This window comes from Streptomyces sp. NPDC029674 (assembly GCF_044903205.1).
Classification (GTDB): Bacteria; Actinomycetota; Actinomycetes; order Streptomycetales; family Streptomycetaceae; genus Streptomyces.
On sequence record NZ_JBJDPY010000019.1, the window covers coordinates 23,598 to 38,016 of the forward strand.

The window sequence follows — 14,419 nt, forward strand, 5'->3', positions numbered from 1 at the left end:
GCTGTGGCTGGTCGCGCAGTTCCCCGCGCCCCTTAAGAACCCCAGTTCCCCTGGCCCGCCCGCACGAGCCCCGACTCGTACGCGGCGATGACCGCCTGCGCGCGGTCGCGGACGCCCAGCTTGGCGAAGATGCCGGTCGCGTGGTTCTTCACGGTCTGGACGCCGATCGACATCCGCTGCGCTATCTCGGCGTTGTCGAGGCCCGCGGCGATCAGCCGGAGCACCTCGACCTCGCGCGGGGTGAGTCCGGAGAGGTCCCCGGCCGGCGGGTGCGAGGCCGGGGCCGGGGTCACGAAGGTGGCGAGCAGCCGGGTCAGCAGCCGCGGGGCGACGACGGCCTCACCGCGGTGGACGGTGCGCAGCGCGGCCACCAGCTCCTCCGGGGAGACGTCCTTGGGCAGGAATCCCGAGGCCCCGGCCCGCAGCGCGCCGACCACGTGCTCGTCCATGTCGAAGGTGCTGAGCGCGAGGACCCGGCACCGGGGCAGTTCGGCGGCCAGCCGCTCGGTGGCCCTGACGCCGTCGAGAACCGGCATGCGGATGTCCATCAGGATGACGTCGGGGCGGAGTTGGCGGGCGGCCGTGATGGCCTGCTCGCCGTCGCCGACCTCGCCGACGACCTCGATGGCGGGGTCCGAGCGCAGGATCAGGGACAGGCCCCGGCGTACGAGTGGCTGGTCGTCGGCGATGAGGACGGTGAGCCGCTCCGTGTCCGGTTCGGCTCCGGACACGGGCCCGTGGGGAGAGGTCATCGCGTCCCGTCCTTCTCATACGTGTCGGCGGTGTCAGCGCTGTCGGGGGTTTCGGCGTCGTGCGTGCCGACGGGCAGCGGCACGCTCGCGACCACCTCGAACCCGCCCTCCGCACGGCTGCCGACGTGCAGGGAGCCGTCGTGCAGAGCGATGCGTTCCCGCATGCCGAGGAGACCGTATCCGCTGCCCCCGACGGGCGCCCGGCCGCCCCCGGCACCGGCCTTCGTGCCGGCCCCGTCGTCGGTCACTTCCACGGTGACGCGGTCGGGAAGATAGGCGAGCCGCACCGTCGCGCGGGCGGGCCCCGCGTGTTTGCGGGCGTTGGTCAGCGCCTCCTGCACGACGCGGTAGAGCGTGAGCCCGACGGTCATCGGGAGCGGGCGGGGCCGCCCCGTGACGTGGAGTTCGGCCGGCAGGCCCGCGGCGCCCGAGTCGGCGACGAGCCGCTCGATGCCGTCCACCCCGGGCTGGGGCTCCGACGGTGCCTCCTCCAGGGTGTCGGTGCTGCGCAGCACGCCGAGGAGCTGCCGCATCTCGTGCAGGGCGGTGCGGCCGGACTCCTCCAGGGTGACCAGCGCCTCGCGGGCCGTCTCGGGGTCGCGGTCCAGGGTGGACCTGGCGCCGCCGGACATCAGGTACATGGTGGTGATGTGGTGGGCCACGATGTCGTGGAGCTCCCGCGCGATGCGGCGGCGCTCCTCGGTGACCGCGCGGTCGGCGAGCAGCTTCCGGTTGATGTCCAGCTGCCGCTTCCACTGCCGCACGGCCAGGCTGACGGCGACGATGAGGCAGGGCGTCACGAGTACGTCGGTGAGGCCGACCCCCAGGAACGCCACGTCGTTGTGCCAGTACCGCACGATCTGCACGGGCGCGGTGGCCACGACGCCCAGTGCCACGGCGCGCCGCCCGCTGTATCTGGCCACGGTGTAGAGCGCCACCGCGACGGCGCCGCCGTAGCTGTTCGACATGGGCGCGCCCGGGTCGACGGCGAGCCCCAGATTGACGGCCAGCTGCACGGCGAGGGTCGCGCCGAGCACCGGCACGGGGTGACGGCGCCTGAAGAGCAGCGGGACCAGGGAGACGATGATCAGCAGGACACCCGGCACGGTGACGGGCGCCCCCGTGCCCTCCTCGCCCGGGGCGAGGTACGCCAGCACGTCGAGCCCCACCGCGACCACGGCGACCGCCACATCACCCGGCGTAGGACGGGTCCCGCCGGTGGGTGGTACGGGCGGGAAGAAGTCGCGGCCCATGCGGGCGCCTCCAAGTCGAACCAGTCCGGCGGGCCCTGATGTCCCGCCTTTCCGCTCCATTACATCCCGGCCGCGGAGGGCTCCGGATCGGCGCGGGGTCGGTTCTCCGTACCAGTACTGGAGTACTGCCCGCGGCGACGTACCGGACCACGGTCACGGGTGCGTCCCCTTCCGGCGGCCGACGCCCTCAAGGGCCGCCGCGTGATGACCTGTTGGCATGATCCGCAAGCTGACCTCTCTCTCCACCCGGCACCGATGGCTGACGGTCGTCGTCTGGACCGTCCTCGGAGCGGCACTGTCGTTCGTGGGGCAGACGATGATGTACGACGTCACCGACTCCCAGGCCGGGGACTTCCTGCCCAAGAAGTACGACTCGGCGGTGGCGCTGCGCATCGCGGAGGACGAGTTCGGCGCGAAGCCCGACCCCAACGCGCTGACCGTGCTCGTCGCCAGGGACGACGGCGGCAGGCTGACCGCCGGCGACCAGCGGCGCATCGCGGACACCGCGGCCGGTCTGGGCCGGGAGCGGATCGTCGCGGCCAAGCCCGAACCGCTCATGAAGGACCACTCGCAGACCCCGCGCGTCTCACCGGGGGCCGTGGCGCCGGACCGGAGTTTCCGGCTCCTGACGGTGTCCCTCGACGGAAACCCGCAGGACCCCGGGCTCCAGGGCGTCTACAAGGAATTCCGCGACACCGCGAAGAAGGAGTTCGCCGACGCGGACATGCGGGTCGGATTCACCGGCGGCATCGCCTCCACGGTGGACGACACGGAGGCCGAGGAATCCACCGCGAAAGTCGTCTCCAGCCTGACGATGGGCCTCATCGTCCTCCTGAACGTGCTGGTGTTCCGCAGTCTCGCGGCCGCGTTCGTGCCGCTGATCGCGGTCGCGCTGATCGGCGGAGTCGCCTCGGGGGCCGTGGTCGGCGCGGCGAAGCTCTTCGGCATCAGCCTCGACGCGTCGACGCCTTCACTGATCGGCGTCGTCCTCATCGGCATCGGCATCGACTACTTCCTCTTCCTGATGTTCCGGTTCCGGGAACAGCTCAGGAACCATCCCGAGCAGGACGCCCGGACGGCCGCGGCCGTGACGACCGGGCGGGTGGGAGGGGCGATCACCTCGGCGGCGCTGACGATCGTCGCCGCCTTCGCCACCCTCGGCCTGGCCAGCTTCGGGCAGTTCCGGGTGCTCGGCCCGGCCATCGCGATCTCCGTACTCGTCATGCTCCTCGCCAGCCTCACCCTCATGCCCGCGCTCCTCGCCATCCTCGGCCGCGGCATGTTCTGGCCCGCGCGCGCCTGGAAGAAGGAGCGCACCGGCGGCTTCGCCGCACGCCTGGGCCACGCGGTGAGCAGCCGGCCCCTGCGGTACGCCCTCGGCAGCCTGGTGCTGCTCGGCGCGCTGGGCGCGGGCGCGCTCGGCATGAAGATGAGCTACGACCAGCAGGGCCTGCACGAGACGGCCGCCGTCAGGACCGCCGAACGGATCTCCCGCAGCCTGCCCGCGGGCGTCTCCGACCCGCACACCGTGTACGTGCGGAGCACGAACGGCGGCGACATCAAGGCGAGTTCACTCACCGCCATGACCCGCTCCCTCGCCGAGACGGAGGGTGTCGGCGAGGTGGGCAAGCCGGTGCTCAACAAGGACCGCACGGCCGCGCGGGTCGATCTGTTCCTCGGCGTCAAGTCCGATACGCAGAAGGCGCGGGACCTGGTCTCCGGACCCGTCAGGGAGACGGCCGCGCGGACCGCTCCCGAGGGCACCAAGGCGTACGTCACGGGGACCGCCGCCGTCTTCGCCGACATCTCGACGGCCGTGGAGAAGGACCTGCGTCTGGTCTTCCCGGTCGCAGCCCTGCTGATCGCGGTGATCCTCTTCCTGCTGCTGCGCTCCCTGCTCGCCCCGGTCGTGCTGATGATCGCCGTGGGCCTCGGGTTCCTGGCCACGCTCGGCGCGAGCACGCTGCTGTTCCAGCACGGCCTCGACCGGCCGGGCGTCTCCTTCACGCTGCCCCTCGTGCTCTTCCTCTTCGTCGTCGCGCTCGGCACCGACTACAACATCCTGATCACCGACCGGATCAGGGAGGAGATGGCGAAGCCGGTCACCGCCCGGCGCGCCGTGGCCGAGGCGGTACGGCACACGGCGCCCGCCATCGCCACGGCAGGCATCGTGCTCGCCGGTTCCTTCGCGAGCCTGGCCGCGAGCCCCGCCACCCAGGAGATCGGCTTCGCCACCGGCCTGGGCATCCTCCTCTCCTCGCTCGTGCTCTCCCTCGTGCTGGTGCCCGCGCTGGCCGCGGTACTCGGCCGCGGTCTGTGGTGGCCGCGCAGGTCGGGACGGACGCAGGGCCGCCACCACGCGCCGGACGGGCCGCGCGCCCCCGAACAGCGGCAGCCGCAGTACCAGTACCAGCCCTAGAGACCGTCGCCGCACGCCCTCCCTCGGACCGCTTGCACTCTTGCACGAGACGTCTCGTCTCGTCTAAGGTCGGGGCATGACCTCACCAGGGCCCGCCCACATCGCCATGTTCTCGATCGCCGCCCACGGGCACGTCAATCCGAGCCTCGAAGTGATCCGTGAGCTCGTCGCACGCGGGCACCGCGTCACGTACGCCATCCCGCACGCCTTCGCCGGGAAGGCCGCCGAGACCGGTGCCGAGCCCCGGCCCTACACCACCACGCTGCCCTCCCCGGACGACGACCCGGAGGCGTGGGGGACCGAACTCATCGACAACATCGAGCCGTTCCTCGCGGACGCGATCCAGGTCCTGCCGGAGCTGGCCCGCGCCTATGAAGGGGACGAGCCCGACCTCGTCCTGTACGACATCACCTCCTACCCGGCGCGCGTCCTCGCCCGCCGCTGGGGCGTCCCCGAGATCTCGCTCTCGCCGAACCTCGTGGCCTGGGACGGCTACGAGGAGGAGGTCGCCGAGCCGATGTACGCGGAGCTGAAGGAGACGGAGCGCGGCCGGGCGTACTACGACCGCTTCACCGGCTGGCTCGCCGGGAACGGCATCAGCCAGCACCCGGACCCGTTCGTCGGCCGGCCGCCGCGCTCGCTCGTGCTGATCCCGAAGGCGCTGCAGCCGAACGCCGACCGGGTCGACGAGAGCGTCCACACGTTCGTCGGCGCCTGCCAGGGCGACCGGGCGGCGCAGGGCGACTGGGAGCGGCCGGCGGGCGCCGAGAAGGTGCTGCTCGTCTCGCTCGGCTCGTCGTTCACCAAGCAGCCCGGCTTCTACCGTGAGTGCGTCAAGGCCTTCGGGGACCTGCCCGGCTGGCACGTGGTGCTCCAGGTGGGCAGGCATGTCGACGCGGGGGAGCTGGGGGACGTACCGGCGAACGTAGAGGTGCACCCCTGGGTGCCGCAGTTGGCGGTCCTCAAAAAGGCCGACGCCTTCATCACCCACGCCGGCGCGGGCGGCAGCCAGGAGGGTCTGGCGACCGCGACGCCGATGGTGGCCGTGCCGCAGGCCGTGGACCAGTTCGGCAACGCGGACATGCTCCAGGGGCTCGGTGTGGCCCGGCACGTGCCGATGGAGGAGGCCACCGCCGAGACGCTGCGCGAGGCCGTCCTCACGCTGGCCGGGGATCCCGATGTGGCCCGCAGGCTGGGGGAGATACGGGACGCGATGGCGGCCGAGGGCGGTACGCGGAGAGCGGCCGACCTCATCGAGGAGGAGCTGGCGAAAGCGCAGGCCCGAAGGTCCTGACGTGACGCTGCGTGACGCGGTTCCCGTGACGGCCCGGTTATTCGGTAACGCTCTGATAACACGGCCCCGTCCTGGAAGGGCCATTGACTCGTCCTGAAAGGTTGACCGTTACCCCGGGCCAAAGGTTGCACGCGGCAGATCTTGTTCCTTGGGCAACCATCTTCCTAGCGTGGGGTGAACTTTCGCCGAACACCAGGAAGTTGACCCCCATGCGTCGAGACATACCGCCCCTCGCCGAGGTGCGCCGCATCACCGAGAAGAAGCGCGACGCGTGGTGGACCGTGTTGCTTGTCGACCCGGTCGCCACGCCCCTCGTGCGGTTCACCGCGATGCGGACGAGAGTCACGCCCAACCAGATCACCTGGGGCGCGTTCATCCTCGGCCTCGGTTCGGCGGCGTGTTTCGCCTTCGGCGACTGGAAGTGGCTCGCCCTCGGCGCGGTCATCTACCACTTCAGCTTCATCTTCGACTGCATGGACGGCAAGCTCGCCCGCCTCACCGGGCAGGGCTCCGTCTTCGGCGCCTGGCTGGACTTCGTCTTCGACCGGATCCGCGTCATGGTGTGCGGCGTCGCACTGATGTGGGGCCAGTACGACCGCACCGGCGACACCCTCTACATCTGGCTCGCGCTCGCCGTCGTCGCGCTCGACACCCTGCGCTACATCAACTCGCTGGAGATCTTCAAGATCCGGCACACCATGCGCAAGCAGATCAAGACGCGCATGCGGGCCGCGCGGCGCGCGCAGAACGAGGCGGAGCTCGCCTTCATGGAGGACCTGCTGCGGGACAACCCCTCGGCGGACATCGAGCAGGACCTGCAGCGGGCCGCGGGCGAGGCGCCCTACGCGCAGCCGACCGAGCGGGGCGTGGACGACGGGGAGGCGGCCCCGGCCCCCAAGCCCCAGGTGATCGACCTGCACCAGGAGTTCCGGCGCAAGTTCCCCGCGTACCTGCGGGTCCGCTCCTTCCTGCTGCGCCACCGCATCCGCGCGCACCTGGTGAGCGGAATCGAGTTCCAGATGGGCGTCTTCATGATCGGCCCGCTCTTCGACGCGGTGATACCCGCGACGATCATTTCCGGTGCGCTCCTGCTGGTCTTCGAACTCGCCATCATCTACAAGCTGTTGCTTTCGACCCGGGATTTCACCCGGACCATCGACTCCTTCGAGGCGGAGAAGGTTCTGACGACGGTCTGAACCACGTTCCTCGCACCACCGGGCGGGCTGGAATCTCCAGCCCGCCCGGTGGTGCGTGTGGGCTCAAAGTGACTGCTGTTACCGCGAGTTGGGGGGTTTGTGGCCCAGGATGTCCGTTCCGGTGCAACAGATCCGGTTTGTTATTACGGAACCTTGTTGAACAAGTCACAGCTGTATGTAGGTATTGATCTGCGCGCGTCAATCAGACAGGGTTTCGTCCCAACACCCGGAGATCTTCCGGTCCCCAAGGGATGCCGCGACGAACTTGTTGCCGCGGCGAACCTTTGGCAACACAGCTGAATACCCCCCACATCCCCCCACACACAGCACTGAGGAGACCCCTCTTCATGGCAACACACAAGCGTGCCCGCACGATGAAGCTCACCGCCGCGATAGCCACCGCCGCCACCGCGGTCGGTGTCACCGTCTTCGCGACCTCCTTCGCCGGCGCGGCCACCCCCGCCGAGGGCAAGGTGTACGGCCTGGACGCCAAGGGCGCCGTGGCCGGCAGCTACATCGTGATGCTCGACGAGAAGGTCGACAAGGCGGGGAAGACCGACCTCGCCGAGGAGTACGGCGGCGAGCTCAAGCGGAACTACTCCTCCGCGATCAACGGCTTCTCGGCCAAGGGCCTGAGCGAGACCGAGGCCAAGCGCCTGGCCGCCGACCCGTCCGTCGGCAAGGTCGTCCAGTCGAAGAAGTTCACCATCGACGCCACCCAGGACAACCCGCCGTCGTGGGGCCTGGACCGCATCGACCAGGCGGACACCGCGGCCGACAAGAAGTACACCTACCCCGACGCCGCGGGTGAGGGCGCCACCGCGTACGTCATCGACACCGGTGTCCGCGTCAGCCACAAGGACTTCGGCGGCCGCGCCGTCTCCGGCTTCGACGCCGTCGACAACGACGACAACGCCGACGACGGCAACGGCCACGGCACCCACGTCGCCGGCACCATCGCCGGTGACGCGCACGGCGTCGCCAAGAAGGCGAAGATCGTCGCCGTCCGTGTCCTCGACGACCAGGGCTCCGGCACCACCGAGCAGGTCGTCGCCGGCATCGACTGGGTCACCAAGAACCACCAGGGCCCGTCCGTCGCCAACATGAGCCTCGGCGGCGGAGCGGATGAAGCGCTCGACGCGGCCGTCCAGAAGGCGATCGACGCCGGCGTCACCTTCGCGGTCGCCGCGGGCAACGAGTCGACCGACGCCTCCCAGGGCTCCCCGGCCCGCGTGAAGGACGCCATCACGGTCGCCTCCTCCACCAAGGACGACGAGCAGTCGGACTTCTCCAACTACGGCTCAATCGTGGACATCTACGCCCCGGGCTCGGACATCACGTCCGCCTGGAACACCGGTGACGACGCCACCAACACCATCTCCGGAACGTCGATGGCCACCCCGCACGTCGTGGGCGCCGCCGCCGTCTACGTCGCCGCCCACCCGGACGCCAAGCCCGCGGACGTCGCCAAGGCGCTGACCGACGGCGCCACCCCGGACAAGATCTCCAACCCGAGCGAGGGCACGCCCAACAAGCTCCTGAAGGTCGTCGAGTAACCCTCGCCGCCTGCTGAGCCGCGGCCGTCGTGCCCACCCCCACGGGGCACGGCGGCCGCTCTATCGTGTGCGCATGGCGATCACGACATACGCGGCGCTGCTCCGCGGCATCAACGTGGGCGGTCACAAGAAGGTGCCGATGGCCGAACTGCGGGCGCTCCTGGAAGGGATCGGCCACGGCGGCGTACGGACCTATCTGCAGAGCGGCAACGCGGTCTTCACCGCGGACCACGGCGACGAGGAGTCCCTGGCGGCCGAGGTGCGGGCGGCGATCGAGGAGCGCTTCGGCTTCGCCGTCGACGTCCTCGTGCGCGACAGCGCGTACCTCAAGGCGGTGGCCGACGCCTGCCCGTTCCCCGCGGCCGACCTCCAGCCCAAGCAGCTGCACGTCACCTACTTCTCCGCACCCGTCGACGGGGAACGCTTCGCGACCATCGACCAAGCCTCCTTCCTCCCCGAGGAGTTCAGGCTCGGCGACCGCGCCCTCTACCTGTACGCTCCCGAGGGCCTCGGCCGTTCCAAACTCGGTGAACAGCTGGCGAGGCCCGCCCTGAACAAGGGGGTCATCGCCACCACCCGCAACTGGAACACCGTCACGCAACTCGTGGAGATGACCCGTGGCTGAGCGCACCCCCGCCGTAGAGGCTGCCATCGACGGAGAGCTGCGTCTCCTCGACCCCGAGGTGCGCGCCTCGCCCGAACTCTTCGGAGATCTTCTGCACCCGGAGTTCACCGAGTTCGGCGCCTCCGGCACGCGCTGGGACCGCGCCTCGATCGTGCGCGTCCTCACGGCGAGCGGGGAACCCGGCACCCGCCTCGTCACCACCTCTCACATGCGGGGCGTCCAGCTCGCCGACGACCTGGTGCATCTGACGTTCGACACGGACAGCAACGGCCGCCGCGCGCACCGCAGTTCACTGTGGCGACGCACCGGCGGCAACTGGCAGCTCTGGTTCCATCAGGCGACACCGTTCAGCGAGGAGTGAGGACGCCCATGCGCTACATCATCATCGGAGCGGGAGCGGTCGGCGGCACCGTGGGCGGGCGGCTCGCCGAGGCCGGACACGAGGTGGTGCTCGTTGCGCGGGGCGCCCACGCCGCGGCACTGCGGGACGGCGGACTGCGCCTCAGGACGCCCGAGGGGATACGGACGCATCGGCTGCCGGTGACGGAACACCCCACTGAGCTGGGCGAGTTGCGGCCCGACGACATACTCTTCCTCGCCGTGAAGACCCAGGACGCCACGGCCGCCCTCGACACCTGGGGCGGACGCCCGGTGGCCGGCGGCGGTACGGCGGCCGAAAGGCTCCCCCTGGTCTGCGCGCAGAACGGCGTGGAGAGCGAGCGCATCGCCCTGCGCCGCTTCCGGCACGTGTACGGCGTATGCGTCTGGATGCCCGCCTCCCACACCGAACCAGGCGTGGTCCTTGCCGCAGGCAGCCCCCACTCGGGCATGCTCCACATCGGCCGCTACCCGGCCGGTACGGACGACACCGTCCGGCGGATCGCCGAAGACCTGGAGAAGTCGCGGATCCTCGCGCCCGTCGTCGCGGACGTGATGCGCTGGAAGTACGCGAAGCTGCTCGCCAACCTGGCCAACTCCGTCGAGGCGGTCACCGGACCGATCACCGGCGACGAGGCCAGGAGCCTGTACGCCAGGGCCCGCGCCGAGGGCGAGGCCGCGCTCACCGCGGCCGGGATCGCCTGGGTGGACGACGAAGAGCAGCGCAGGGCCCGCGCCGACCGCGTCCGCTTCGACCCCTTCGACGGCTCCCCGCGCGGCGGCGGCTCCTCCTGGCAGAGCCTCGACCGCGGCACGGGCAGCATCGAGGCCGACTACCTCAACGGCGAGATAGCCCTGCTCGGCCGGCGGCACGGGGTGCCGACGCCGGTGAACGACGCCCTCCAACGGGTGGCGAACACATTCGCCCGCGAGCGGCGGCCCGCGGGATCCATGACGGTCGCGGAGCTGGCGCGGGAGGTCGACGGCGGCTGAAGTGGCCCGGCTCTTCGGCGGATTCAGCCCTCGGAGCGCCGCGACGTCAGCTGGACGGTGAGCGTGCCGGACTCCTCGGCGACCGTGCGGGTCCGTGTGTAGCCGAGGCGTTCGAGGAGGGCGAGGGAAGGGGCGTTCTCCGAGTCGACGGTGGCGTGGACCTCGGACAGGCCCAAAGTCTCGTGCCCGTACGAGGTGAGGAGCCGCGCCAGCTCGGTGCCGAGGCCGAGGCCCCAGCTCTCCCGGGTCAGGCCGTAGACGATCTCGTGGCCGTCGAGCCAGGCCTCCGGCGAGGGCTTGATCTCGGCGTGGCCGGCGTAACGCCCCTCGTACCGGACCGCCCACACGGAAAAGAGCCTCTCCGCGTACACACGGCTGAAGATCCGCCCGAACAGCTCCCGGTCCGCCGCCTCGCTCTGCATCCCGTCCCCGAACCAGCGCCCCACCGCCTCGTCCTGGAACAGGGCCACGAAGTCCGCCTCGTCGGAGGCGGCGTAGGGGGAGAGGGAAAGGCGTTCGGACCGCAGTTCGGGTGTCATCCGCGTGACGGTAGGGCGCCCGGTGCGGGGGTGCAAACGGATTCGCGCGGGACGCTCAGCCCACCGCCCGCGGCAGTCCGATGGGGTTCGGGAACGGCAGGACGTCCGAGTCCAGGATATGGCGGGCCGCCGGTTCCAGCGCGGCGAGCAGCGCCTCCGTCTCGCCGTGGGGCAGCGGGCGCAGCAGGCGTGCCGCGAGGCGGTCCGTGTCGTCCTCGATCAACTCCCGCTCCGTCACGCCGCGTTCCGTCACCCGGCCCGTCGCGTCGAGCAGGCCGAGGCCGCGCATCCGGTCGACGGACGCCGCCCACTCCTCCTCGGACCAGCCCCGGTCCTGCCGGATGCCGGCCGGGTCCACGCGGTCCGTCGCGGCGGCCAGGACGAGGCTCTCGCGGGCGTCCAGGCCGTGGTCGGCGAGGACCGCGACATGTGCGTCGCCACGGAACTCGCGTACGCAGGTGACCAGTTGCCAGAGCCGCTCGACCGGGTCGGAGCGGTGTGCCAGGTCGCGGTTGGCGGCGAACAGCGGGCGGGCGAGCGACGGCGCGTCCTCGACCATGGCCATCAGGGGGCCGTTGACCGCGTCCGCCAGCGCGTCGGCGAACGGCACCAGTTGGCGCAGGGCGGCAGCGGTGAGGCGGGCCCGCTCCTCGATGACGCGGTCCGGTGACGCGTACTCCCAGGCCGACGGCAGTGAGCGCGCCACCATGCCGGGGGCGAAGACACCGAGTGCCGCGGCGGCCACTCCCGGCCCGACCCGGCCCATCGGCGCGGTGCGGGCCGCGAAGTACCCCATCCAGAAGCCCTTGAGGCCCACGGCCCTGCCGAGGCCCTGGCAGCGGTCCTCGAAATAGACCACCGCGTGCAGCGGTTCGGTGCGCAGCCACAGGGTGCGGGATCGGCTCGGGGTCATGAACCCACAAGCTAGGCCAGTGCGGGAGTCCGCGCCAGGGGCGCAACCTGGCAGGTGCCAGGCGCATAGGCCTCGTCGTAGCGCCGCACCAGGAGCCGGGCGACCGCCGGCGCCGGTCCGAGGACGTCGGCCAGGACGTCGGCGTCGGCCGAGCCCCGCGCGATGCGGTCCGGCAGGAAGCCGGGGGCCAGGACGTAGGGGGCGACGGCCACCCGCCGCACCCCGGCCACGGCCCGCAGCTCGCGCACGGCGTCCTCCGTGCGCGGCAGAGATGCGGAGGCGAACGCAGGCCGCACGGCGCACCAACCGGTGTGCCGCCACTCCCGCGCGATTTCAGCGATCACTGCGATCGCCTCCGGGTCCGATGACCCCGCCGAGGCCAGTACGACCCCGGTCGAGGACCTGTCGGCGGGGTCGAGCCCCGCCTCGTACAACCGCTGTTCCAGGGCGGCCAGGAGCAGCGGGGACGGGCCGAGCACCGCCGCCTGCCGGACGCGCAGCACCGGCGGTGCCTCGCGCAGCACCGCGGGGATGTCCGCCTTGGCGTGGAACGCCCGCGTCAGGAGGAGCGGGAGCGCCACGACGTCGCGCACGCCCTCGGCCGCGAGCCGCTCCAGCACCCCGGGGACGGAAGGGGTGTTGAAGTCGAGGAAGGCCGTCTCCACGCGCAGCCCGGGGCGCAGCGACCGCACCCGGCGCACCAGCGCGTGCACGGTCGCGGCGTGCCGCGGGTCGCGGCTGCCGTGGGCGACGACGAGAAGGACGGGGCGGACGGGACGGTGCACGGGACTCAGCTCCTCACGAGGAGGCCGCGGCTGCGCAGGACGCGCCGCTCCAGCGGGCTGAAGATCAGCAGGTCGATGGCGATGCCCACGATCAGGATGAGCAGGATGGCGAGGAAGATCATGGGCATGGAGCTGGCGTTGCGGCCGTTCTCCAGGAGCTGGCCGAGACCGACGCCCAGCTCCGGCGAGGACGCGATGATCTCCGCGGCCATCAGCGAACGCCAGGAGAACGCCCAGCCCTGCTTCAGCCCCGCGAGATAGCCGGGCAGCGCCGCGGGGAGCACGATGTGCCAGGTGTGGCGCAGACCCGTCGCGCCGAGCGTGCGGCCCGCGCGCAGGAACAGCGGCGGCACCTGGTCGACGCCCGACACCAGGCCGTTGGCGATGGAGGGGACCGCGCCGAGCAGGATCACCGCGTACATCATCGAGTTGTTCAGGCCGAGCCACAGCACCGCGGGCGGCACCCACGCCACCGACGGAAGTGACTGCAGACCGGAGAGGATCGGGCCGATCGCGGCGCGGATGAACCGTACCCGCGCGACGATCAGGCCGAGCGGCGTGCCGATCGCGAGGGCGAGCAGGAAGCCGAGCAGACCGCGCGAGACGGAGGTCCAGATGTAGTCGAGCAGTGTGCCCTGCAGCCACGCGTCGGTCACCTCGTCCCACACCGCGGACGGCGAGGGCAGCTTCGTCGGATCGTCGACGATCTTGAAGGAGACCAGCGCCTGCCACACGAGCAGGACGAGGATCACGGCGGTGAGCGGCGGCAGCACCTTCTGGACGAGGACCTGCCGCACCGGCGTGCGGGTGGGGCCCGCCTTCGTCTCCAGCGCGTCGAGGCCCGCCTCCAGGCCGGCGAGGTCCTGGCCGTCCTCGGCTTCCTTGACCGGTCCTGTCGTCTCAGTGCTGGCCATGGCGGCGGATCTCCCCACGCAGTTGTTCGGTGATCTCGACGGACAGTTCCGCCACGGCGGTGTCCTCGATGCGGCGCGGGTGCTCGATGCCGACCCGCCACTCGTGCGCCACCCGGCCGGGACGCGACGAGAGGAGCACGACGCGCTGGGCGAGCCGCACGGCCTCGCGGACGTTGTGCGTGACGAAGAGGACGGAGACGTTCGTCTCGCGCCAGATGCGGGTCAGCTCGTCGTGCAGCACGTCGCGCGTGATGGCGTCCAGTGCCGCGAACGGCTCGTCCATCAGCAGCAGCCGGCTGTCCTGGGCCAGCGCCCGGGCGAGCGCCACGCGCTGGCGCATGCCGCCGGACAGCTCGTGCACCCGCTTGCCGTACGCGCCCTTGAGCCGGACCAGTTCGAGGAGCTCCTCGGCCTTCGGGCGGCGCTCGGTCTTCGGCACGCCGCGCAGCTTCAGGGCGAGCTCGATGTTCTTGCCCGCGGTCAGCCACGGGAAGAGGGCGTGCTCCTGGAACATCAGGGCCGGGCGGCCGTCCGTCGCGATGGTGCCCGCGGACGGCTCGTCGAGCCCGGCGACCAGGTTGAGCAGGGTCGACTTGCCGCAGCCGGAGGCTCCCAGGAGGGTGACGAACTCGCCCGGCGCGACATCGAGCGTGATGTCGTCCAGGACCAGCTGGGGTCCGGCGGCACCGTCGAAGGACTTCGAGACGTGCTCGATCCGCGCGGCTTGTCCGGCCGTGGTGCGGGTGTCCTCCGCGGCCTTGGCGAGGGTGGTTGCCATGGTCGTCACCTCCTGGGAACGGGT

At 71.3% G+C, this 14,419-nt stretch carries 14 protein-coding genes; 7 read left to right on the plus strand and 7 right to left on the minus strand.

Annotated features, from left to right (window positions below; translation table 11 throughout):
• Window positions 1-32: 32 nt before the first annotated feature.
• Together ACI2L3_RS33475 and ACI2L3_RS33480 are read right to left on the minus strand one after the other, a co-directional pair.
• Window positions 33-752, minus strand: coding sequence for a response regulator (locus ACI2L3_RS33475; protein WP_404756167.1), 720 nt, complete (start codon window positions 750-752; stop codon window positions 33-35).
• On the minus strand, window positions 749-2,005 hold the full coding sequence (locus ACI2L3_RS33480) for a sensor histidine kinase (protein ID WP_404756168.1): 1,257 nt from the start codon (window positions 2,003-2,005) through the stop codon (window positions 749-751). The genes ACI2L3_RS33475 and ACI2L3_RS33480 overlap by 4 nt, the downstream gene beginning before the upstream one ends.
• A gap of 217 nt (window positions 2,006-2,222) precedes the next feature.
• On the opposite strand from ACI2L3_RS33480, the gene ACI2L3_RS33485 reads away from it, so the two are divergent.
• From ACI2L3_RS33485 to ACI2L3_RS33515, 7 genes are all read left to right on the plus strand, one after another.
• Window positions 2,223-4,424 carry an MMPL family transporter gene (locus ACI2L3_RS33485; protein WP_404756169.1) on the plus strand — a complete coding sequence of 734 codons (2,202 nt, stop codon included), beginning with the start codon at window positions 2,223-2,225 and terminating at the stop codon, window positions 4,422-4,424.
• A gap of 76 nt (window positions 4,425-4,500) precedes the next feature.
• Entirely contained in the window at window positions 4,501-5,718 is a 1,218-nt protein-coding gene (gene mgt, locus ACI2L3_RS33490; RefSeq protein WP_404756170.1) for a macrolide-inactivating glycosyltransferase, read from the plus strand.
• A 209-nt stretch (window positions 5,719-5,927) separates the two neighbouring features.
• Complete coding sequence (locus ACI2L3_RS33495) at window positions 5,928-6,914, plus strand: CDP-alcohol phosphatidyltransferase family protein (RefSeq protein ID WP_404756171.1); 987 nt, start codon at window positions 5,928-5,930, stop codon at window positions 6,912-6,914.
• A 347-nt stretch (window positions 6,915-7,261) separates the two neighbouring features.
• Window positions 7,262-8,470, plus strand: coding sequence for a S8 family peptidase (locus ACI2L3_RS33500; RefSeq protein WP_404756172.1), 1,209 nt, complete (start codon window positions 7,262-7,264; stop codon window positions 8,468-8,470).
• Between the two features lie 73 nt (window positions 8,471-8,543).
• The gene (locus ACI2L3_RS33505) at window positions 8,544-9,095 is read left to right on the plus strand and encodes a DUF1697 domain-containing protein (RefSeq protein ID WP_404756173.1); all 552 of its coding nucleotides are present in this window, start codon (window positions 8,544-8,546) and stop codon (window positions 9,093-9,095) included.
• Complete coding sequence (locus ACI2L3_RS33510; RefSeq protein WP_404756174.1) at window positions 9,088-9,456, plus strand: DUF4440 domain-containing protein; 369 nt, start codon at window positions 9,088-9,090, stop codon at window positions 9,454-9,456. Before ACI2L3_RS33505 ends, ACI2L3_RS33510 begins: the two co-directional genes overlap by 8 nt.
• Window positions 9,457-9,464: 8 nt before the next feature.
• On the plus strand, window positions 9,465-10,466 hold the full coding sequence (locus tag ACI2L3_RS33515) for a ketopantoate reductase family protein (RefSeq protein WP_404756175.1): 1,002 nt from the start codon (window positions 9,465-9,467) through the stop codon (window positions 10,464-10,466).
• 23 nt (window positions 10,467-10,489) lie between these two features.
• Here ACI2L3_RS33515 and ACI2L3_RS33520 read toward each other — a convergent pair whose 3' ends face one another.
• The 5 genes from ACI2L3_RS33520 to ACI2L3_RS33540 are packed head-to-tail and all read right to left on the minus strand — an operon-like array spanning window position 10,490 to window position 14,395.
• Window positions 10,490-11,005, minus strand: coding sequence for a GNAT family N-acetyltransferase (locus ACI2L3_RS33520; RefSeq protein ID WP_404756176.1), 516 nt, complete (start codon window positions 11,003-11,005; stop codon window positions 10,490-10,492).
• 55 nt (window positions 11,006-11,060) lie between these two features.
• Window positions 11,061-11,918 (minus strand): hypothetical protein, encoded by an 858-nt coding sequence (locus ACI2L3_RS33525; RefSeq protein ID WP_404756177.1) that lies wholly within the window; start codon window positions 11,916-11,918, stop codon window positions 11,061-11,063.
• A gap of 11 nt (window positions 11,919-11,929) precedes the next feature.
• Entirely contained in the window at window positions 11,930-12,703 is a 774-nt protein-coding gene (locus tag ACI2L3_RS33530; RefSeq protein ID WP_404756178.1) for a sirohydrochlorin chelatase, read from the minus strand.
• A gap of 5 nt (window positions 12,704-12,708) precedes the next feature.
• The gene (locus ACI2L3_RS33535) at window positions 12,709-13,617 is read right to left on the minus strand and encodes an ABC transporter permease (RefSeq protein ID WP_404756179.1); all 909 of its coding nucleotides are present in this window, start codon (window positions 13,615-13,617) and stop codon (window positions 12,709-12,711) included.
• Window positions 13,604-14,395: an ABC transporter ATP-binding protein gene (locus ACI2L3_RS33540; RefSeq protein WP_404756180.1), complete on the minus strand. Its 792-nt coding sequence runs from the start codon at window positions 14,393-14,395 to the stop codon at window positions 13,604-13,606. The genes ACI2L3_RS33535 and ACI2L3_RS33540 overlap by 14 nt, the downstream gene beginning before the upstream one ends.
• Window positions 14,396-14,419 lie beyond the last annotated feature (24 nt).